The organism is Streptomyces sp. NPDC085460, from assembly GCF_044541975.1.
Lineage (GTDB): Bacteria > Actinomycetota > Actinomycetes > Streptomycetales > Streptomycetaceae > Streptomyces.
Genome location: NZ_JBITTO010000003.1, coordinates 313300 through 332239 on the forward strand (window position 1 = coordinate 313300; position 18940 = coordinate 332239).

The 18940-nt window shown below is 73.6% G+C and carries 26 protein-coding genes; 13 read left to right on the forward strand and 13 right to left on the reverse strand.

From position 1 onward, the window contains the following. Nucleotides 1-27 precede the first annotated feature (27 nt). Nucleotides 28-759, reverse strand: coding sequence for a cobalt-precorrin-6A reductase (locus ACIGHB_RS09280; RefSeq protein ID WP_399911000.1), 732 nt, complete (start codon nt 757-759; stop codon nt 28-30). A gap of 12 nt (nt 760-771) precedes the next feature. Between ACIGHB_RS09280 and ACIGHB_RS09285 the strand changes: the two genes are divergently transcribed. Then, nucleotides 772-1899: a cobalt-precorrin-5B (C(1))-methyltransferase gene (locus ACIGHB_RS09285; protein ID WP_399911002.1), complete on the forward strand. Its 1128-nt coding sequence runs from the start codon at nt 772-774 to the stop codon at nt 1897-1899. Nucleotides 1900-1941: 42 nt separating this feature from the next. Next, nucleotides 1942-2493, forward strand: a complete 552-nt coding sequence (locus ACIGHB_RS09290) for a GNAT family N-acetyltransferase (RefSeq protein ID WP_399911005.1) — start codon at nt 1942-1944, stop codon at nt 2491-2493. On the opposite strand, the gene ACIGHB_RS09295 is transcribed toward ACIGHB_RS09290, so the two are convergent. The 3 genes from ACIGHB_RS09295 to ACIGHB_RS09305 all read right to left on the reverse strand — a co-directional run bounded on the left by ACIGHB_RS09295 (nt 2490) and on the right by ACIGHB_RS09305 (nt 4272). After that, nucleotides 2490-3161 carry a nucleotidyl transferase AbiEii/AbiGii toxin family protein gene (locus ACIGHB_RS09295; protein ID WP_360318134.1) on the reverse strand — a complete coding sequence of 224 codons (672 nt, stop codon included), beginning with the start codon at nt 3159-3161 and terminating at the stop codon, nt 2490-2492. The two genes, ACIGHB_RS09290 and ACIGHB_RS09295, sit on opposite strands and share 4 nt — an antisense overlap. Beyond that, on the reverse strand, nt 3158-3517 hold the full coding sequence (locus ACIGHB_RS09300) for a transcriptional regulator (protein ID WP_399911008.1): 360 nt from the start codon (nt 3515-3517) through the stop codon (nt 3158-3160). Before ACIGHB_RS09300 ends, ACIGHB_RS09295 begins: the two co-directional genes overlap by 4 nt. Before the next feature lie 71 nt (nt 3518-3588). Continuing rightward, nucleotides 3589-4272, reverse strand: coding sequence for a hypothetical protein (locus ACIGHB_RS09305; RefSeq protein ID WP_360318129.1), 684 nt, complete (start codon nt 4270-4272; stop codon nt 3589-3591). Between the two features lie 91 nt (nt 4273-4363). Here ACIGHB_RS09305 and ACIGHB_RS09310 point away from each other — a divergent pair, with 91 nt between their 5' ends. Then, complete coding sequence (locus ACIGHB_RS09310; RefSeq protein WP_099895366.1) at nt 4364-4438, forward strand: 50S ribosomal protein bL37; 75 nt, start codon at nt 4364-4366, stop codon at nt 4436-4438. Nucleotides 4439-4533: 95 nt separating this feature from the next. Here the strand turns inward: ACIGHB_RS09310 and cobM are convergent, their stop codons facing one another. The 3 genes from cobM to ACIGHB_RS09325 all read right to left on the reverse strand — a co-directional run bounded on the left by cobM (nt 4534) and on the right by ACIGHB_RS09325 (nt 6829). Then, on the reverse strand, nt 4534-5283 hold the full coding sequence (gene cobM / locus ACIGHB_RS09315) for a precorrin-4 C(11)-methyltransferase (RefSeq protein WP_360318123.1): 750 nt from the start codon (nt 5281-5283) through the stop codon (nt 4534-4536). Further along, nucleotides 5280-6536: a precorrin-6y C5,15-methyltransferase (decarboxylating) subunit CbiE gene (gene cbiE / locus ACIGHB_RS09320; RefSeq protein WP_399911013.1), complete on the reverse strand. Its 1257-nt coding sequence runs from the start codon at nt 6534-6536 to the stop codon at nt 5280-5282. Before cbiE ends, cobM begins: the two co-directional genes overlap by 4 nt. Nucleotides 6537-6688: 152 nt before the next feature. Further along, entirely contained in the window at nt 6689-6829 is a 141-nt protein-coding gene (locus ACIGHB_RS09325; protein WP_360318116.1) for a DUF6126 family protein, read from the reverse strand. Between the two features lie 101 nt (nt 6830-6930). Between ACIGHB_RS09325 and ACIGHB_RS09330 the strand changes: the two genes are divergently transcribed. The 3 genes from ACIGHB_RS09330 to ACIGHB_RS09340 are packed head-to-tail and all read left to right on the forward strand — an operon-like array spanning nt 6931 to nt 9155. Further along, on the forward strand, nt 6931-8022 hold the full coding sequence (locus ACIGHB_RS09330) for an LLM class flavin-dependent oxidoreductase (protein ID WP_399911017.1): 1092 nt from the start codon (nt 6931-6933) through the stop codon (nt 8020-8022). A 4-nt stretch (nt 8023-8026) separates the two neighbouring features. After that, nucleotides 8027-8668 carry an FMN reductase gene (locus tag ACIGHB_RS09335; RefSeq protein WP_360318110.1) on the forward strand — a complete coding sequence of 214 codons (642 nt, stop codon included), beginning with the start codon at nt 8027-8029 and terminating at the stop codon, nt 8666-8668. 52 nt (nt 8669-8720) lie between these two features. Beyond that, complete coding sequence (locus ACIGHB_RS09340; protein ID WP_399911021.1) at nt 8721-9155, forward strand: universal stress protein; 435 nt, start codon at nt 8721-8723, stop codon at nt 9153-9155. Between the two features lie 450 nt (nt 9156-9605). Here ACIGHB_RS09340 and ACIGHB_RS09345 read toward each other — a convergent pair whose 3' ends face one another. Beyond that, the gene (locus ACIGHB_RS09345) at nt 9606-10691 is read right to left on the reverse strand and encodes a MerR family transcriptional regulator (RefSeq protein ID WP_399911024.1); all 1086 of its coding nucleotides are present in this window, start codon (nt 10689-10691) and stop codon (nt 9606-9608) included. A gap of 172 nt (nt 10692-10863) precedes the next feature. On the opposite strand from ACIGHB_RS09345, the gene ACIGHB_RS09350 reads away from it, so the two are divergent. Beyond that, nucleotides 10864-11235 carry a VOC family protein gene (locus tag ACIGHB_RS09350; RefSeq protein WP_360318148.1) on the forward strand — a complete coding sequence of 124 codons (372 nt, stop codon included), beginning with the start codon at nt 10864-10866 and terminating at the stop codon, nt 11233-11235. 11 nt (nt 11236-11246) lie between these two features. Here the strand turns inward: ACIGHB_RS09350 and ACIGHB_RS09355 are convergent, their stop codons facing one another. The 5 genes from ACIGHB_RS09355 to ACIGHB_RS09375 all read right to left on the reverse strand — a co-directional run bounded on the left by ACIGHB_RS09355 (nt 11247) and on the right by ACIGHB_RS09375 (nt 14898). Next, nucleotides 11247-12155 (reverse strand): ABC transporter permease, encoded by a 909-nt coding sequence (locus tag ACIGHB_RS09355; protein WP_399911027.1) that lies wholly within the window; start codon nt 12153-12155, stop codon nt 11247-11249. Continuing rightward, on the reverse strand, nt 12152-13120 hold the full coding sequence (locus tag ACIGHB_RS09360) for an ATP-binding cassette domain-containing protein (protein ID WP_360318099.1): 969 nt from the start codon (nt 13118-13120) through the stop codon (nt 12152-12154). The genes ACIGHB_RS09355 and ACIGHB_RS09360 overlap by 4 nt, the downstream gene beginning before the upstream one ends. A 258-nt stretch (nt 13121-13378) precedes the next feature. Continuing rightward, nucleotides 13379-13783, reverse strand: a complete 405-nt coding sequence (locus ACIGHB_RS09365) for a hypothetical protein (RefSeq protein ID WP_360318097.1) — start codon at nt 13781-13783, stop codon at nt 13379-13381. Nucleotides 13784-13895: 112 nt separating this feature from the next. Then, nucleotides 13896-14303 carry a RidA family protein gene (locus ACIGHB_RS09370; protein WP_360318095.1) on the reverse strand — a complete coding sequence of 136 codons (408 nt, stop codon included), beginning with the start codon at nt 14301-14303 and terminating at the stop codon, nt 13896-13898. A gap of 118 nt (nt 14304-14421) precedes the next feature. Continuing rightward, nucleotides 14422-14898, reverse strand: a complete 477-nt coding sequence (locus tag ACIGHB_RS09375) for an Rrf2 family transcriptional regulator (protein ID WP_360318145.1) — start codon at nt 14896-14898, stop codon at nt 14422-14424. A gap of 150 nt (nt 14899-15048) precedes the next feature. Here ACIGHB_RS09375 and ACIGHB_RS09380 point away from each other — a divergent pair, with 150 nt between their 5' ends. The 6 genes from ACIGHB_RS09380 (at nt 15049) to ACIGHB_RS09405 (ending at nt 18932) form a co-directional block, all read left to right on the forward strand. Further along, nucleotides 15049-15510 (forward strand): hypothetical protein, encoded by a 462-nt coding sequence (locus tag ACIGHB_RS09380; RefSeq protein ID WP_399911031.1) that lies wholly within the window; start codon nt 15049-15051, stop codon nt 15508-15510. A 20-nt stretch (nt 15511-15530) separates the two neighbouring features. After that, nucleotides 15531-16064 carry a hypothetical protein gene (locus ACIGHB_RS09385; RefSeq protein WP_399911034.1) on the forward strand — a complete coding sequence of 178 codons (534 nt, stop codon included), beginning with the start codon at nt 15531-15533 and terminating at the stop codon, nt 16062-16064. Nucleotides 16065-16068: 4 nt separating this feature from the next. Next, the gene (locus ACIGHB_RS09390) at nt 16069-17154 is read left to right on the forward strand and encodes an endonuclease/exonuclease/phosphatase family protein (RefSeq protein ID WP_399911037.1); all 1086 of its coding nucleotides are present in this window, start codon (nt 16069-16071) and stop codon (nt 17152-17154) included. A gap of 17 nt (nt 17155-17171) precedes the next feature. After that, nucleotides 17172-17408, forward strand: coding sequence for a DUF2630 family protein (locus tag ACIGHB_RS09395; protein ID WP_360318086.1), 237 nt, complete (start codon nt 17172-17174; stop codon nt 17406-17408). A gap of 365 nt (nt 17409-17773) precedes the next feature. Continuing rightward, on the forward strand, nt 17774-18124 hold the full coding sequence (locus ACIGHB_RS09400; RefSeq protein WP_399911040.1) for a hypothetical protein: 351 nt from the start codon (nt 17774-17776) through the stop codon (nt 18122-18124). A gap of 139 nt (nt 18125-18263) precedes the next feature. Further along, nucleotides 18264-18932 carry an ABC transporter ATP-binding protein gene (locus ACIGHB_RS09405; RefSeq protein ID WP_399911636.1) on the forward strand — a complete coding sequence of 223 codons (669 nt, stop codon included), beginning with the start codon at nt 18264-18266 and terminating at the stop codon, nt 18930-18932. Nucleotides 18933-18940 lie beyond the last annotated feature (8 nt).

An 18940-nucleotide genomic window follows, 5' to 3' on the forward strand; every position in this document is an offset into this window, starting at 1 on the left:
AAGGGCCCGGGGGCGGGCGCGCGGGAGCTAGGCGTCGGGCCGGGAGTGGGCCCAGTTGGCGGCCTCCTCCGCCGTCGCCACCGTGGGGACGCCCTCCGGGACCGGCGGGCGGCGGACGACGACCACGGGGACGCCCGCCTCGCGGGCGGCGGTGAGCTTGGGCGCGGTGGCGGCTCCGCCGGAGTCCTTCGTCACGAGCACGTCGATCCGGTGGCGGGCGATCAGTTCGCGCTCCCCGTCGAGCGTGAACGGCCCCCGGTCCAGCAGGACTTCGGTCCGCGCGGGCATCGGCGCGTCCGGTGCGTCCACCGACCGCACCAGGAACCACTCCGGGCGGTCCGCGAAGGCCGCGAGCCCCAGCCGGCCGGTGGTCAGGAACACCCTCCCGAAGCCGTCCAGCGAGCGCGCCGCCTCCCCGAGGGAGCCCACGTCACGCCAGTCGTCGCCCACCCCGGGGACCCAGCCGGGGCGGCGCAGCGCCAGCAGGGGAACATGGGCGGTGGCGGCCGCCCGGGCCGCGTTGAAACTGATCCGCTCGGCGAAGGGATGGGTGGCGTCGATGACCGCGTCCACGGCGTGCTCCCGCACCCACGCCGCGAGCCCGTCCGGCCCGCCGAACCCGCCGATCCGGACCTCGCCGGCCGGCAGCCGGGGCTCCGCCACCCGCCCGGCGAGGGAGCTGGTCACCCGCGTGCCGGGGTGCAGCAGCCCCGCCAGGGCGCGGGCCTCGGTCGTCCCTCCGAGAATGAGTACGTGCATGGGAGCCCCTTCGTGAGTACCGGCGGCGGGCGCGAGGCCCAACTCAAGCACACCGGTCTGCGGCCCGGCTGGACGACCGGTGCCTGTGCGACGGCCGCGACGACCGCCGCGTACACCGCCCTGCTCACCGGCGATTTCCCCGACCCGGTGACGATCACCCTGCCCAAGGGCCAGACGCCGTCGTTCGCCCTGACGGCGGAGTCGCTGACCGGGGACTCGGCCATGGCCGCCGTGGTGAAGGACGCCGGCGACGACCCGGACGTCACCCACGGCGCGGTGATCCGCTCGACGGTACGGCTCCTGCCGCCCGGCTCCGGCGTCGTCTTCCGCGCGGGCGAGGGCGTCGGCACGGTCACCCTCCCCGGCCTGCCCCTGGAGGTCGGCGAACCGGCGATCAACCCGGTGCCGCGCCGGCTGATGCGCGAGCACGTGGCGGAGGCGGCGGCGGCGCACGGCGGCACCGGCGACGTGGAGGTCACGATCTCCGTCGACCACGGCGCCGAGATCGCCCGCTCCACCTGGAACCCCCGCATCGGCATCCTCGGCGGCCTGTCGATCCTCGGCACGACCGGTGTCGTCGTCCCGTACTCCTGCTCGGCCTGGATCGACTCCATCCGCCGGGGCGTGGACGTGGCCCGCGCCGGCGGCCTCACCCACGTCGCCGGCTGTACGGGCTCCACCTCCGAACGCACGGTCACCCGGCTCTACGACCTGCCGGACATCGCCCTCCTCGACATGGGCGACTTCGCGGGCGCGGTGCTCAAGTACGTCCGCCGCCACCCGGTCGACCGGCTGACGATCTGCGGCGGCTTCGCCAAGCTCTCCAAGCTCGCCGCCGGCCACCTGGACCTCCATTCGGCCCGCTCCCAGGTCGACAAGGGCTTCCTCGCCGACCTGGCCCGCACCGGCGGCGCGCCCGCCGCCCTGGCGGAGGAGATCGCCGCCGCCAACACGGGCCTGGCGGCCCTCCGCCTCTGCGAGGCCGCCGGCGTCCCCCTCGGCGACCTGGTCGCCGCCCGGGCCCGCGACGAGGCCCTCGCCGTGCTGCGCGGCGCCCCGGTGACGGTCGACGTCGTCGCCATCGACCGCGCGGGGGTCGTGGTGGGCAGGTCGGCGCCGGCGGGGCCTGCGGGGCCGTAAACCCGGCGACAGGCAGCCGTACCGGCCCCGAGAATCCGGGGCATGACCGTTTTCTCGTCCAAACCCACCCTCACCGGCGACCTGGTCGTCCTCCGCCCCGTCACCGAGGACGACGTGCCCGCGCTGCTGCCGTTCTTCGAGGACGCGGAGGTGGCACGGCTGACGGGCAGTCACCGCATTTTCACCGAGGCCGAGTTGCGTGACTGGTACGGGTCGCGGGGCGGCACGGACGACCGGCTGGACCTCGCCGTGGTGGAGCGGGCGACGGGGCGGGTCGTCGGGGAGGCCGTGCTCAACGAGTGGGATCCCGGCAACGAGAGCTGCGCCTTCCGGATCGCCTTCGTCCCGGACGCCGTCGGCCGGGGCCTCGGCACCGAGGCGACCCGTCTGATCGTCGGCCACGCCTTCGAGGCGCTCGGCCTGTACCGCGTCTGGCTGGAGGTCTACGCCTTCAACCCGCGCGCCCGCCGCGCCTACGAGAAGGCGGGCTTCACGGCGGAGGGCGTGCTGCGCGGGGCGCTGCTGTGGGAGGGGCAGCGGGTGGACGCGACGGTGATGTCGGTCCTGGCGCCGGAGTGGGCGCCCCGGCCCTAGTCCGTGGGGTCCGTGCCCTCCAGGAGCCGTTCGCCGATGTCGTCGGCCCAGCGCTGGGCCCAGGCGCGCAGGTCGCGGATCCGGTCCTCGTCGAGGCCGTGCGCGGTGAACTCGTCGTCGTCGATCCACTCCGCCCCGGCGAGCTTGGTCCGGAGCTCCTCCAGGTCGAAGCCGTCCCGGGCGTGCCGGCGGCCCAGCTCCTCCAGTTCCTCGGGGCTCCAGCCGCGGTCCGCGGCGGCGTGGACGTCGATCAGGTCGCGGGCCATGCCCCGGTCGGCCAGGGCGCGCACCTTGGTGCCGACCACGTCGCGGAGGGAGAGGAGGAGGCCGAACTCGCGGCGTTCGGGAGGGCCGCACAGGACTTCCTTGAGGACGTCCACCTCGCACGCCTCGCCGCTGTCCGGGTCGGTGACGATCAGGCGGGCGAAGAGCGGGTCGGTCTCCAGCGTCCGCACCCGCCAGCCGCCCGCCTCCAGCGCGGCCCGCAGGCGGGCGGCGATCTCGGGCATGGGCCGGGGGCTCTCGGTGGCGACGTCGAGGTCCTGGCTGAGGCGGTCGACCAGGCCGTGTGCCTGGACGGCGTAGCCGCCGGTGAGGACGAGCGGGTACTCGGTGCCCGCCGCGAGGACGTCGTCGAGGAGGCGGCGGTGGAGGCCGGTGAGCTTCACCCCGGGCGCCCGGCCGCCGTGGCCATCGGCGCCAGTTCGTGGAAGGCGTCCTCCCAGACGACGCGCAGGTCCTTGCTGACGAGGGTGCGGAGCACCGGCCACAGCTCGACGAGCAGGTCCCGGTTGAGGTGGCGGACGAGGTCGTCGCGGCCGCCCTCGGCGAGGACGACGCGGTAGCAGCTCATCCGCAGCCGGGGCCGGTCGAGGTCGTACTCGGTAAGGCCGGACCACGCCAGGTGCAGGGGGAGCCGGACCCGCCCCCGGTCGGGGCCCCGGAGGGCGGACAGGTCGGTGGGGAGCCTTCGTGCGTACCGTTCGCGCCGTACCTCGGAGACGGTCGCCGTCTCATGTGCCATGCCCCCGATTATCCCCGCGCCCGGCCGTCCCGGGGGGAACACGCGGCACTTCCGTCACGGGCGGGATCCCGTCAGGGGCGGGGCGACGGGAAGCCGATCTCCGCGATGTCCTCGGCGAGGTCCGTGAGGGTCACCGAGGGGTTGAGGGCCGCCACGACGTCCGGGGTGAGCGGGCGGAGCGCCAGCACGTGGCGGACGGCTTCGAGGGGGACCTCGGTCTCGTAGTACTCGGAGGCCCAGGCGGCGTACGCCTCGGGGGTGCGGTCCAGGAGCAGGCGGAGGAGGCCGTGGGAGCCGTCCGGGTCCGGGTGGCCGTCCAGGTCGGGGAAGGCGACCGGGCCGGTGTGCCAGGCACTGTCGGCGGGCTCGCGCCACAGGCAGGCGGTGGTGACGTGGACGTCGTCCTCGTCGAGGAAGGCGGGCTCCGTCAGGTACTCCCGGAAGGCGTCCGGGACGCCGTCGAGGACGCCGGGCCAGGTCGCGCCGTCCGCGAGGGGTCCGTACGGGCTCAGCGGCGACTCGTGGTCGAAGACGCGGGCGAAGGCCCCCGCCGGGGAGAGGACGATGGTGTACTCGCCGCCCTGGCCGTCCTTCATCGACGCCAGCTGCTCGGTGTCGGACCAGTGCGCGTCGAAGGAGTAGAACCGGCGCTCCCAGGCGGGGCTCAGCACGGCGTCCAGCATCGCGAGGCCCCGGGACCGGTCGCGCAGTTCCTCGATGCCCGGCAGTGCCCGGGCGGTGTCGTAGACGGTCATGGGTCCCATTGAAGGGGGTCGCGCCGACATGCGCGGCACCGCCCCCGAACCTACGCTGGCGACGACGCAACCCCGCGAGAGAGGGAGTCCGATGGCGAAGCGCGGCAACAAGAAGCGGGCCCGCAAGAAGAAGAAGGCGAACCACGGCAAGCGGCCCAACGCCTGAGCCGTGGCGCTGACGGAGGCCGGGCCGGTACGGGCCCGGCCTCCGGCGCGCCGGAGGGCGCGTCAGCCGTGCGTCAGCCGTGCGTCAGCCGTGCGTCAGCAGGTGTGGCGGTCGCGGGCCGGGTCGTACAGGTGGCTGTCGCGGAACGCGGAGGCGGCGAGGGTGCGGCCGACGATGATCACGGCGGTCTTGGTGATCCCGGCCTCCTTCACCTGGCCGGCGATGTCCGCGAGGGTGCCGCGCAGGACGAGCTCGTCGGGGCGGCTGGCCATGGCGACGACGGCGGCGGGGCAGTCTGCGCCGTAGTGGGGGACGAGCTCGGAGACGATCCGGTCGGTGTAGCGGGCGCCGAGGTGGAGGACGAGCAGGGCGCCGCTGCGGCCGAGGGTGGCGAGGTCCTCGCCCTCCGGCATGGGAGTGGCCTGCTGGGCGACGCGGGTGAGGATGACCGTCTGGCCGACCGTGGGGACGGTGAGTTCCCGCTTGAGGGCGGCCGCGGCGGCGGCGAAGGCCGGGACGCCGGGGACGACCTCGTACGGGATGCCGGCCGCGTCGAGGCGGCGCATCTGCTCGGCCATGGCGCTGAAGACGGACGGGTCGCCGGAGTGGAGGCGGGCGACGTCCTGCCCGGCCTCGTGGGCGGCGGTGATCTCGGCGACGATCTCGTCCAGGTCCAGCTTCGCCGTGTCGACGAGCCTGGCGTCCGGCGGGCACTCGGCGAGCAGCTCGGTCGGGACGAGGGAGCCGGCGTAGAGGCAGACCCCGCAGGCCGCGAGGGTGCGGGCGCCGCGCACGGTGATGAGGTCGGCGGCACCGGGGCCCGCTCCGATGAAGTAGACGGTCATCCCTCTGCAGAACCTTTCGTTACGGACCACTGGGTCACGGGCATCGCCGGACGCCAGCCGGTGAAGCCGCCGACGGGCACGGCGGCGGAGACGGCGAGCCGGACCAGTTCGCCGCCGTGGCGGCGGTGGCGGCCGGCGAGCAGCGCCTCGGATTCGAGCGTCACGGTGTTGGCGACGAGCCGGCCGCCGGCGGGCAGCGCGTCCCAGCAGGCGTCGAGGAGGCCGGGGACGGTGAGGCCGCCGCCGATGAAGACGGCGTCGGGCGCCGGGAGCCCGGCGAGCGCGGCGGGGGCGGGGCCGGTGACCACGCGGAGGGCGGGTACGCCGAGGGCGGCGGCGTTGCGGGTGATCCGCGCGGCCCGCTCGGGGGACTTCTCGACGGCGATCGCCCGGCAGTCGCGGTGGGCCCGCATCCATTCGACGCCGATGGAGCCGGAGCCGCCGCCGACGTCCCAGAGGAGTTCTCCGGGGGCGGGGGCGAGCGCGGCGAGGGTGGCGGCGCGGACGTACCGCTTGGTGAGCTGCCCGTCGTGCTCGTACGCCTCGTCGGGCAGGCCGGGCGTGGCGCCGAGGCGGAGGGTGCCGGGGTCGCGGAGGCAGTCGAGGGCGAGGACGTGGAGGGCGTCGGTGCGCGGGTGCGGCCAGTCGGCGGCGGTGGCGTCGAGGAGCCGCTCGGCGGGGCCGCCGAGCTGTTCGAGGACCCGGATCCGGGTGCCGCCCCACCCGGCCTCGCGGAGCAGTTCCGCGACCCGGGCGGGGGTCTCGGGGCCCTCGCCGAGGAGGAGGAGCCGGCGCCCGGGGTGGAGGGCGGCGCGGAGCGCGTCGAGCGGCCGGGCGACGAGCGACAGCGTCTCGACGGCGTCGAGGGGCCAGCCGAGGCGCGCGCAGGCGTACGAGACGGAGGAGGGGTGCGGGCGGACGTCGAGGCGGTCCGGTCCGACGGTCTCGGCGAGGGTGCGGGCGATGCCGTAGAAGGACGGGTCGCCGCTGGCGAGGACGGCGATCCCGCGGCCCGCGTGGGCGGCGAGCAGGCCGGGGACGGCGGGGCGGAGCGGGGAAGGCCAGGCGATCCGCTCGCCGGGGCAGTCGGCGGCGGGGAGGAGGTCGAGCTGGCGGGGGCCGCCGAGCAGCACCTCGGCGGCGCGCAGGGGGCGGCGGGAGCCCTCGGGGAGCCCGTCCCAGCCGTCCGCGCCGATGCCGACGACCGATATCGGGGCGGTCGCGGCGTCGATCGGGGCGTTGGCGGCGTTCACGTCCGGGACTCTACGTGAGGGCCGCAGGCCGGCGGGGTGTGGCGACGCTCACCCGGCGGCGTTCCGGCCCCCGTGGAGGAGGCGCACCCGGCGGCGTTCCGGCCCCGTGGAAGACGCTCACCCGGCGGCGTCCTGGCCCCCGTGGAAGACGCTCACCTGGCGGCGTTCTGTCCGACGTGGAAGAGGATCCAGACGAAGCCGGCGAAGGCGTGGGTGGCGAAGACGTAGACGAAGACGCGGAGCGCCACGCCCCGCTCCTTCCAGCTCTCGCTGTCGTGCGTCTTCCCGGTCATGCCGTCCAGGGTACGGGCCGCGGAATAGCGGGGAGGGTGGCACCGTTGGACGAGATGATTTAAGCTTCAACTACTCATCCGGAACGCGAGAGGTGACCACGATGCAGTTCGGGATCTTCACCGTCGGCGACGTGACGACGGACCCCACCACCGGCCGCACCCCCACCGAGCACGAGCGCATCAAGAACACGGTCGCCATCGCGCTCAAGGCCGAGGAGGTCGGGCTCGACGTCTTCGCGACCGGCGAGCACCACAACCCGCCGTTCGTCCCGTCCTCCCCGACCACCCTCCTCGGCCACATCGCGGCCCGCACGGAGAACCTGGTCCTCTCCACGTCCACCACCCTGATCACCACCAACGACCCGGTGAAGATCGCCGAGGACTACGCCACCCTCCAGCACCTCGCCGACGGACGCGTGGACCTGATGATGGGCCGCGGCAACACCGGCCCGGTCTACCCGTGGTTCGGGCAGGACATCCGCCAGGGCATCCCGCTCGCCATCGAGAACTACGCGCTCCTCCACAAGCTGTGGAGGGAGGACGTCGTCGACTGGGAGGGGAAGTTCCGCACCGCCCTCCAGGGCTTCACGTCCACCCCGCGCCCGCTCGACGGCGTCCCGCCGTTCGTCTGGCACGGCTCCATCCGCTCCCCCGAGATCGCCGAGCAGGCCGCGTACTACGGCGACGGCTTCTTCGCGAACCACATCTTCTGGCCCAAGCAGCACACCGAGAAGATGGTCCGGCTCTACCGGCAGCGGTACGCCCACTACGGCCACGGCACGCCGGAGCAGGCGATCGTCGGCCTCGGCGGCCAGGTCTTCGTCCGGAAGAACTCCCAGGACGCGGTACGGGAGTTCCGCCCGTACTTCGACAACGCGCCGGTCTACGGCCACGGCCCCTCCCTGGAGGAGTTCACCAGCCAGACCCCGCTGACCGTCGGCTCCCCGCAGGAGGTCATCGAGCGCACCCTCTCCTTCCGCGAGTACGCCGGCGACTACCAGCGCCAGCTGTTCCTGGTCGACCACGCCGGACTGCCCCTGAAGACCGTCCTGGAACAGCTCGACATCCTCGGCGAGGAGGTCGTCCCCGTCCTCCGCAAGGAGTTCGCGAACCTCCGCCCGGCCGGCGTCCCCGCCACCGCCCCGCTCCACCCCGCCGTCAACCCCGCCGCCCTCGCCACCAAGGAGGTCTGACGCCATGCGGACCCTGAAGCTCGTCGCCGTCTCCGCCGGCCTGAGCAGCCCCTCCTCCACCCGGCTCCTCGCCGACCGCCTCGTCCAGGCCGCCCGCTACCGGCTCGCCGAGCAGGAGTACGCCGTCGAGGCCGAGGTGATCGAACTCCGCGACCTGGCACTGGACATCGCGAAGAACCTCGTGACGGGCTTCCCGTCGGAGGCGCTCCGGGAAGCCCTCGACAAGGTGACCGGCGCGGACGGCGTCATCACGGTCACCCCCGTCTTCACCGCCTCCTACAGCGGCCTGTTCAAGTCCTTCTTCGACCTCGTCGACCCGGCCGCCCTCACCGGTACGCCGGTCCTCCTCGGCGCGACCGGCGGCACCGCCCGCCACTCGCTCGTCCTCGACCACGCGCTGCGCCCCCTCTTCGCCTACCTGCGGGCCCGGGTCGCCCCGACCGCCGTCTACGCCGCCTCCGAGGACTGGGGCAGCGGCGGCGACGCGTACACCGAGGGGCTGCCGCACCGGATCACCCGGGCTGGCGAGGAGTTCGCGGAACTGGTCGCGGCGGCGGCCGAGGCGGCCGACCGGCGGAGTGGGGCCGCCGACGCGGACGAGTTCGTCCCGTTCGAGAAGCAACTGGCCGACCTTCGGCTCGACTGACCGATTTGTTAGGTTGTGAGAGGTAGTTCCCGACGACGAACGGAGGTCGGCGATGGCCGACGGCAGGATCGTGGTGGGCGTGGACGGATCGGAGCCGTCCCTGAGGGCACTGAAGTGGGCGGCCGCCCAAGCCGCCCTCACCGGGGGCACGCTCCACGCGGTGATCAGCTGGGAGTACCCGGCGTCCTGGGCGACGCTGATGCCGGGCGTACCGCCGGAGTTCGACCCGGAACGGCTCGCCAAGCAGATCCTCGACCAGTCCCTGGAACAGGCGCTCACCCCCGAACAGGCGGCCGCGACCACCCGCACGGTCGTCGGCGGCAACGCGGCGCAGGCGCTGGTGGACCAGGCGGCGGGGGCGGAGCTGCTGGTGGTGGGGGACCGGGGGTACAGCGGCTTCAAGGCGGCGGTGCTGGGCTCGGTCTCCACGAACGTCACCCAACACGCCCCCTGCCCGGTCGTCGTGGTCCGCACCACGACCCCGTAGCCCACCTTGCCCTGCGCGCGCGCCGCCGTTCCGTAGGGCGGCGCCCGCCCTTCCGCGCCGCCGCGCCCGCCGTTTCGTTGTGGGCATACGTTCCGCTAGGGCGGAACGGGTGGGCACAACGGAACGGCACCTTCTGCGGGTGCCTCCGCTTCCGAGCCTGGACCCGCACCCGTACGGCGTCGTGCATCCGGTGCGGGTTCAGGCGCGGAAGCCTGGGCGCGGCTGAGCGCGCCGTCCCGTGTGCCCACCCGTCCCGCCCTGCGGGACGCCTGCCCACACGGGGGTGCAACACAGTGCCCCGTCCAGCGGGCGGGGCCCCGCACGGGGGTGCAACACAGCGCGCCGCCCAGCCGGCGGGCCCCACACGGGAGTGCAACACAGCGCCGCCCAGCGGGGGGACCCGCACGGGGGTGCAGCACAGCGCCCCGCCCCGCAGCCCGCGCCCGAGTGCTACGGCGCCGTGACCGTCGCGAGGGCGAGGCCGACATTGTCCGGCGCCCCCTCCGCCCGCGCGAGCGCCAGCAATGCGCGCCCCGCCTCCCCCACCGCCGCCTCCCCCGCCGCGCGGGCCAGCTCGTCCTCCTCCACCACGCCCGAGAGCCCGTCCGTGCACAGCAGCACCCGGTCCCCCGCCCGCACGTCGTGCACGGTGAGCGCCGGTGCCGGTCCCGCACCCCCACCGTCCAGCGCCTTGAGCAGCAGGACCCGGTCCGGCCGCCCCGCCGCCTCCTCCGGCGCCAGCTCCCCCGCGTCGACGAGCGCCTGGACGACCGTGTCGTCCCGGGTGAGCCGCCGCAGCCGCCCGTCCCGCAGCAGGTAGGCCCGCGAGTCCCCGAGGTGCGCGACGACGAGCCGGGTGCCGGCGAGCAGCGCGGCGGTGAGCGTCGTACCGGAGCCTGCGAGGCCCGCGACGGCGTCGCCGGCGGCACGGAAGGCGTCCTCCAGGACGTTGAGGCCGTCCCCGGCCCGCTCGGGCGCCCGCACGGCCGCGAGCTCCGCGACGGCCGCCCGCGCCGCGGGCCCGCCCTCGGGGCCGTACCCGTCGGCGACGGCGACGAGCCGCGGCGACGCGTGCGCCGCGTCCTGCTGTGCCGTGCGGACGAGGCCCTGGTCGAGCAGGGCCGTGCCGGTCAGTACGTAAGAAGGTGCGTTCATGGCGGTGCCGGTTCCCTTCACGCGTTCCACCAGGGAGGCCGCCAGGCCCCGCCGCGCCGCGGTCTCCGCCTCGACGGAGGCCCAGTACGCGCGGATCGCCCGCGCCGCGCCCGCCGGATCCCGGGCGTGCAGCGCGCACACCCGTCCGACCTCGGCGAGCGGCATCCCGATCCGCCGCAGCCAGGCGATCAGCCGGGCCTCGTCGGTCTGCGCCTCGGCGTAGTACCGGTAGCCGGTGTACGGGTCGACGCGGTCGGGCCGCAGCAGGCCGAGTTCGTCGTAGCGGCGCAGCGCCTTCGCGGAGAGCCCGGTGGCGCGGGCGAAGTCCCCGATGGTGAGCGGTGCCGTACCGGAGGCCGTACCGGACGTCGTGTCGGACAAGCCCCTGCCCCCCTTTCCCTCCCTGGACCGGGCGTGCTCGCCCGGCACCGCCGATGCTGGTCCTTCCCCGCGGGGGAAGGTCAACAGGGTGACCTGTTTCGCGCTCCACCGTGCGAAGGGCACCGCCCCGGCGGAGGATGCCCTCATGGACGACACCATGGACGACAACACCATGAACATCACCCTCGAACTGATCGGCGTGCCCGTCACCGACGTCGACCGCGCCAAGTCCTTCTACGAGCGGGTCGGCTTCCACGCGGACCACGACGTGACCGTCAGCGAGGACATCCGCTTCGTGCAGATGACCCCGCCCGGGTCGGCCTGTTCGATCGCCTTCGGCAAGGGGATCACGCAGATGGCCCCCGGTTCCCTCGACAACATGCAGGTCTGCGTCGACGACATCGAGCGCGCCCACGCCGAACTGACCGCGCGGGGCATCGACGTCGGCGCGATCGACGACCAGCCGTGGGGCTCGTTCGTGTACTTCACGGACCCGGACGGCAACCGCTGGGCGGTCCAGCAGAAGACGCCTCGCGCGAACTGACGACCGGCCGGCTACTTGCGGTTGTAGAGCCGCATCGTCACCGCGCCGAACACGGCCACGAAGACCGCCGACCACCCCAGCGACCAGGCGATGTCCGCCGCGGGCCAGTTGCCGGCCATCAACTCCCGTACGGCCGTCGCCAGATGGGTCACCGGGCTGTTGTTCACGAACGCCTGGAGCCAGCCCGGCATGGTCTTCGGGTCGACGAAGACGTTGGAGAGGAAGGTCAGCGGGAAGATCACCATCATGCTGACGCCCATGACGGACTTCTCGCTGCGCAGCAGCAGCCCGAACATGGTCCAGATCCACGAGAACGCGAAGGAGAAGACCAGCAGCAGGGCGACCCCGAGCAGCACGCCGACGACCCCGCCGTCCGGCCGGTAGCCGATGATCATGCCGACGCTCAGCATCACGGCGGAGGCGATCAGATAGCGCACGACGTCGCCGAGGAGATAGCCGACCATCGGCGCGGGACGCCAGATCGGCAACGTGCGGAAGCGGTCGAAGACACCCTTCTCGATGTCGGTGTTGACCGAGACGCCCGTGTACATCGTGATCATGACGACGGACATCACGAGGATGCCGGGCAGCAGGAACTGGATGTACGCCGAGGCCGAGCCGGCCAGCGCGCCCCCGAAGAGGTACGTGTACATCAGCACCATCATGATCGGGAACGCGGTGACGTCGAACAGCTGCTCCGGCACGTGCTTGATCTTCAGCATGGCGCGCCAGCCGAAGGTCAGCGACGCGGAGAGCGCGCTGGGCCGGGGCGGTCTGCTCTTCCCGACGAGCAGGGCGGCGAGTTCGTCGGCGCGCGGCGCGGCGAAGTCGGCCTCGCCGGCGCCGGTGCCGGTCGCGGCGGTGCCGGTCGGCGTGGTGCCGGTCGAGGGGGTGTCGGTCGAGGTGGTGCCGGTACTCATGCGGCCGACCCCTTCCGGTCGGTGAGGGCGAGGAAGACCTCGTCCAGGCTCGGCTGGCCGAGGGCGAAGTTGTCGACGGTGATCCCCGCGCGGGCCAGTTCGGCGAGGGCGCGGGCGGCCTGTTCGGCGGCGCCGAGGTCGGTGCCGTGGCCGTTGACGGTGGCGGTGAGGGCGACCGGGTCGGGATCGAGCTGGACGGCGGCCTTCAGGGCGGTGGTGAGGACGCGTTCGGCTTCCGGCCGCTGCTCCGCGTCCCGGAGCCGTACGTGGACGGAGCCGGAGCCCACCGATGCCTTCAGCTCGCCCTTCGTGCCCTCCGCGATGACCTTGCCGTGGTCGATGACGGCGATCCGGGAGGCGAGCTGGTCGGCCTCGTCGAGGTACTGCGTGGTGAGGAGGACGGTCGTGCCCTGGGCGACGACGGCCCGCACGATGTCCCACACCTGGTTGCGGCTGCGCGGGTCGAGGCCGGTGGTCGGCTCGTCGAGGAAGAGCAGGTCGGGGGTGTTGAGGATGGACGCGGCGATGTCGATGCGCCGCCGCATGCCGCCCGAGTAGTTCTTGACCTGCCGGTCGGCGGCCTCCGCGAGACCGAACGCGGCGAGCAGCTGCTCCGACCGGTCGCGGGCGGCGGCCCTGGAGTGCCCGAGGAGCCGGGCGAGGAGCACCAGGTTCTCGGTGCCGGTCAGGTCCTCGTCGACCGAGGCGTACTGGCCGGTGAGGCTGACCCGCCCGCGGACCGTGTCGGCGTCCGCGACGACGTCGTGGCCGAAGACGCGGGCGTGGCCGGCGTCGGGGCGCAGCAGCGTGGCGAGCATCTTCACGGCGGTGGTCTTGCCGGCGCCGTTCGGTCCGAGCAGCCCGTAGACGGTGCCGGCCGGCACGCGCAGATCGACGCCGTCGACGGCTCTGTTCCGTCCGAACGTCTTGACGAGTCCTTCGGTCTCGATGGCCGGCCCACTCATGCCGCCTCCTCAAACCCTCCCCCAGTCTCCCCCGCGACCGCGCCCACCGCCACCGTCAGTGCGGCGCGGGGCGTCCGCCGGTACGGCGCGGGGCGTCTGCCAGTACGCGCGCCGGGCGTCTGCCAGTACGCGCGCCGGGGGGCTGTCCGTACAGCGCCGGGCGTCTGCCGGCACGGCGCCGGGCGGTCTGCCAGTACGCGCGCCGGGGGTCTGTCAGTGCGCGCGCCGGGGGTCTGTCCGTACGGCGCCGGGGGTCTGTCAGTACGGCGCCGGGCGTCCGGACGCGTCCTCGTGCGTGTAGTAGAGGTAGAACATCGCCGCCGCCACGCCCGCCGCGACGATCAGCCCCAGCACGCTCGCCGACAGCACACTGGCTCCCGACAGGCTGAAGAGGAACCCGATCGCGCCCCCGGCGAGCGCTCCCCACGCCGGCGCCCGCACCTCGCGCGGCAGCGCGCGGCCGTAGGTGCGGAGCGCGTACACGCCCCCGCCGAGGAGGACCGCGGAGACGATCCCGAGCCACAGCTGGCCCCAGGTCAGCGCTCCGCCGTGGCGCGAGACGGTCGAGGTGTAGAGGCCGTAGGCGATGCCGAGGACGGCGGGCAGGACGGCGCCGTGCAGGTTCACGTGGCGCCGTGCGGGTACCGCTGCGTGTGCGGCCATGGCGGACGCTCCTTCGTGTCGTCCCCCCGCTGCACCCTCCAGGGCACACCCGCCGCCCGCCCGCCGCAAGTGGATCAGGACGCCGCGAGTGGATCAGGACGCCGCACGTGGATCAGGACGCGGGCCGGACCGCCACCGCGTCGATCTCGAACAGCATGCCCGGCAGCGCCAGCGAGGCGACGCCGCTGAGCGTCTGCGCCGGCAGCCGCTCACCGAACGCCTCGTGCAGCGCCTTCCCGAGGACCTCCAGCTTGCCGAGGTCGTGGTCGACGACGTACGAACCGAGCCGCACGACGTGCGCGAAGCCGAGTCCGACGCCTTCGAGGGCGTGCCGCAGGTTGGCGAGGGAGCGCGCGACCTGGTCGGCGAAGTCGCCGGGCACGGGCGCGCCGGTGGCGTCGGAGGCGTACTGCCCGCCGATGAAGACGAGCTCGCCGGGGGCGGAGGCGGCGTGGCTGTAGCCGAAGGGGGTGGGGTCGTGGAGGGTGGGCGGGTTGGTGAGGGTGCGCTGATCGGTCATGACGGATCGTTCCTTCCGTGGACGAGCGACGACTGTTTCTCGATCTTCCTCGATGTTCAATGTCCAGAATGAAGAGGCAGCGGTACGCGGCGACGCCCGGGCCCCGGGACCTCGCCCCCTACCCCACGTTCGCGATCCACCGCCGGATCCGCTCCGGCGCGTCCGGTGCCTGGAGCTCGGCGCGTTCCCGGACGGCGTCCAGGGTCTGGGCGGCGAGTTCGCGGCGCCAGGCCAGTTCGGCGCGGCCCATCGCGCCGGCGATGGCGCACTCGGCGGCGTACGCGCCCGGGGGGCTCGCCCCGGGGCCCTGCTGCCGGATCTCCGAGCAGCGAAAAGCCTCCTCGGCGCCCTCGACGGCGGTGACGACGTCCATGAGGGTGATCCGGTCGAGCCCGCGCGCGAGCCGGAAGCCGCCCTTGGGGCCGGAGACGGAGCTGAGGATGCCGGCCCGGACGAGGGCCTGGAGCTGCTTGTTCAGGTAGGCGGCGGGCAGCTCGTGGTACGCGGCGAGCCGCGCCGCGGTGACCGCCCGGCCGGGTCCGATCCAGGCCAGGTTGAGGCAGCTGTGGAGCGCCCACTCCACGCCTTCGTTCATCCTCATCCGTTCACCCTCCTGCCCTGGACTCTATTCTGGACCCTACACATCCAGAATAAGGGAGGCAAGGGGGCGGGCCCCGGGAAGGGGTCTCACCCGTCCGGCCCAGCCAGAGGGCCGAAATCACACGATTCCTCCCACAATGGGGCCATGAGCCAGAACAGCACCCCTCCGCGCCCGGACTCCGCCCCCCGCCCGCACCCGTCGGGCACGTCGAGCTCCTCCGAGGCGTGGGCCTCCGGCGGCACGCTCTTCGCCGGTGTCCTCATGCTGGTCACCGGCATCATGGACATCTTCCAGGGCATCGCCGGGATCGCCGAGGACGACATCTACACCCGCGTCGGCGACTACGTCTTCAAGTTCAACCTCACCACCTGGGGCTGGATCCACCTGATCATCGGCATCGTCGTCGCGATCGCCGGCTACGGGATCCTCAAGGGCGCCGAGTGGGGCCGGGTCGCCGGTATCTGCCTGGCCTCCCTCAACCTCCTCTCGCAGTTCCTGTTCCTGCCCTACCAGCCGTGGTGGGCGCTGCTCTCCATGGCGATCTCGATCTTCGTGATCTGGGCCCTCGCCACGGACGACGCCTACGGCCGCACCGAGCGGTACTGACCGGCCGGCAGGCACCGCCGATGACTCCGCCACCCGAGGAGCGACGGACACCGGGACGGCCCCGGCAGCCCCGGCGGCCCCGGCAGCCCCGACGGCACCGGCAGCCCCGGCAGCCCCGGCGGCCGACCGCCGCGGCAGTCCTCGCCCTCGCCCTCACGGTCGCCGTCACCGGCGCGTCGGCCGGCTGCGACGCGGCCAAGGAGACCGCCGGGGACCTCGTCTCCTCGGCGACCGCCGCCGTCGCCTCGGCCGCGCAGCGGAAGATGGACGAGATCAAGGACGGCGTGAACGCCTCCGGCGACGTGAGCGCCGGGCCCACCTCGGTCGACGGCGACCGCACGGTCGCCACCGTCACCGCCACCAACCCCAAGGACGAGACCGCCGACTACACGGTCATGGTCACCTTCCGGGACGACGGCGGGAGCTTCCTCGACACGGTCGTCCTCACCATCGACGGCGTCGGAGCCGGAGCCTCCAAGTCCGGTACGGCGCGCAGCAATCGGGCGCTCGGCGGGGCGACGACCGCGGAGATCACGCGGGCCCTGCGACACTGAGGACGTGGACCGAGCAGCCCCGACCGCGTCGCCCGGCACGACCCCGCCGCCGACACCCGCCGCACCGCCCTCACCACCGGCGCCGCCCTCACCACCGGCACCACCCGCACCACCCGCGCCGCCCCTCCGGCCCAGGCACCGCGATCGCGCGCTCGCCTGGGCCGCCGGGCTGCTCCTGTCCGTCCCGGCGGCCGTCGCCGCCTGCCGGGCCCTGGACAAGGACGGCATCACACCCTTCCCCCAGCTGCTCTCCTTCCTCCCCTGGCTGACCCTCCCCGCCGGGCTCGGGCTGCTGCTCGCGGCCACCGCCCGCCGCCGGGTGCTCGCCTTCGCCGCGGTACTCGTCCTCACCGGCACCGCCTGGGCGTCGCTGCCGTACACACCGCTGCTCGCCGTCCCCTACGGCCCCTCGCTCGCCCGGATCCGCGTCATCGCCGCGAACGTCGAGTTCGGACAGGCCACCGGCTCCCTCATCGCCCTCGCGCGCAGGGAGCACCCCCAGCTCCTGTACGTCTCCGAGTGCGACCCCGCCTGCGGGCGCGCCCTCGCCTCCGCCCTTCCCGGCCTGCTCCCGCACCGGGTCTCCGTCGACGCGGAGGGCTCCGCCGGCTCCGTCCTGCTCAGCGCCTACCCGCTCCGGGACCGGTCCGTCCTGCCCTCCACCATGGGCATGCCGGGCGCCACCACGACCGTCGCCGGGCGGACGGTACGGCTCCAGCTCGCCCACCCGATGCCGCCCGTCCCCGGCCAGGTCGGCCTCTGGAAGACCGAACTGGCCCGGCTGCGCGACGAGGTGGCGGCCCGCCCCCACGACGAGTCGCTGATCGTCGCCGGCGACTTCAACGCCTCCCAGGACCACGCCGCCTTCCGCTCCGTCGCCGCCGCCGGCCTCCTCCTCGACGCCGCCCGCGCCACCGACGCCTCCCGTACCCCCACCTGGCCCGCCGAGGGCCCCCTGCCGCCCTACGTCCAGATCGACCACGTCCTCACCACCCCCGACCTCGCCGCCGAGGCCACCCGCTTCCCGTCCCTCCCCGGCAGCGACCACCGCGCCGTCGTCGCCGACCTCGACCTGCAGGAAGGACGCTGATCGGCGACGCTGGGAGCATGGACAACGAGCAGATCCTCGACGACATCGGAGCGCTCGTGGAGGAGGAACGCGCCCTCCGCGGCCGCACCGGCGGCCTCCTCCCCGAGGAACTCGAACGCCTCGCCGCCCTGGAGGTCCGCCTCGACCAGTGCTGGGACCTGCTCCGCCAGCGCCGCGCCAAGGCCGAGTTCGGCGAGGACCCCGACACCGCCGCCCTCCGCCCCGCGACCGAGGTCGAGTCCTACCGCAACTGACGCGCACCCCGGCGAGAACCTGACGGACTGCCACGGCGAACCAGACAGTTCCCCCCACGAGCGAGGCGTCGAACGCGCTCGCTCTTCGCTTCTGCGATCCTCATTCCGTTTGCCCGGCGCCAGACAAGAAGCGTGCTGGGACGGCCTCTGCCGTTGTGGGATCCACTTGCTGCAGCCATCCACCGCGTCGCCGAGGGCTCGTCGGTCCGTCGCTTCCCCTACCTTTCGGCCATCAAAGCCGGGTAACCGGTCCCTCGCCGATCTGGAAGTGAAGGATGAGAGCTGCACGCACCAAAGCCCGGCATTCGTACCGGGCGGTTACCGAAGCCCCGTGTTCGGGGCAAGGGGAGGGACGAGCTATGCACATGAACAGGGCGAAGAGGGTAGCGGTTCTCGCCGTAACAGGCGCCGCTCTACTGGGCGCCATCTCGCCGGCGTTCGGCGTGACCCTGGAACGATCGCGCACTGGTGTTCACGCATGGAGCAAGGGGACAAACGGCGCAATCGCCGTGAAAGACACCGACGCTGACAGCCGTGAGGTGTACGCGAACTACGACCGCCGCTACAACGACGGCCTTGAGCTCAGGAACAGCAGCGGCAACGGTACGACCGTGTACAGCGGCATGGACACTGCCAACTACGTCAAGGCCCTGCAGGCCTGTGTGGCGATCAACTTCGCCCCTGACGACTGCACGAGCTGGGCTGGCGATCACTGACGGCTGACCCTCTCTGAAGGGTGACGGGGACGGTGCTGCAGGCACCGTCCCCGTGTCGCGCGTGGCAGGTCGGTGCCGGGTTGGAACGGGAAGGTGTGTGGCGGTGACTCCGAGGCACGGAGACGGACGCGAAGCGGTACTGAGGGTGACAGGGCTGGGGTACGAGATCGGGGGGCGGGAGCTGTTGTCCGGGCTCGACCTGGGCGTGCACGTCGGTGAATCGGTCGCCGTCATGGGGCCCAGCGGATCCGGCAAGAGCACGCTGCTCTCCTGTGTGCTCGGGCTGGTGCGGCCGGCGCGCGGGCAGGTCGTCGTGGCGGGTACAGACGTGGTGGGGCTGCGCGGGGCGGCTCTCGCCCGACACCGCAGCGGCAGCATCGGCATGGTGTTCCAGTTCGGCGAGCTGCTGCCGGAACTCTCACCGGTCGACAACGTCGCGCTCGCCGCGCTGCTGGCCGGTGTGCCGAAGAGGGACGCCTACCGCAAGGCCCACGCCCTCCTGGACGAACTCGGCGTTCCCCGGGCCGAGTCCAGCGAGCAGCTGTCAGGCGGGGAGCGCCAACGGACGGCCGTGGCACGCGCCCTGATCAACTCGCCTTCCCTGCTGCTCGCGGACGAGCCGACCGGCGCCCTGGACGCCACCACCCGGGAGCGCGTCGCGGACGTGCTCTTCGCCATGCCCGGCCGGTACGGCTGCGGTCTGCTCCTCGTCACGCACGACCCGGTGGTGGCGGCCCGTGCGGACCGGGTGCTGACGCTGGGCGGCGGCGCCCTGTCCGCCACTGACGCCGGGACGGGCAGCCGGTGAGCCGGAAC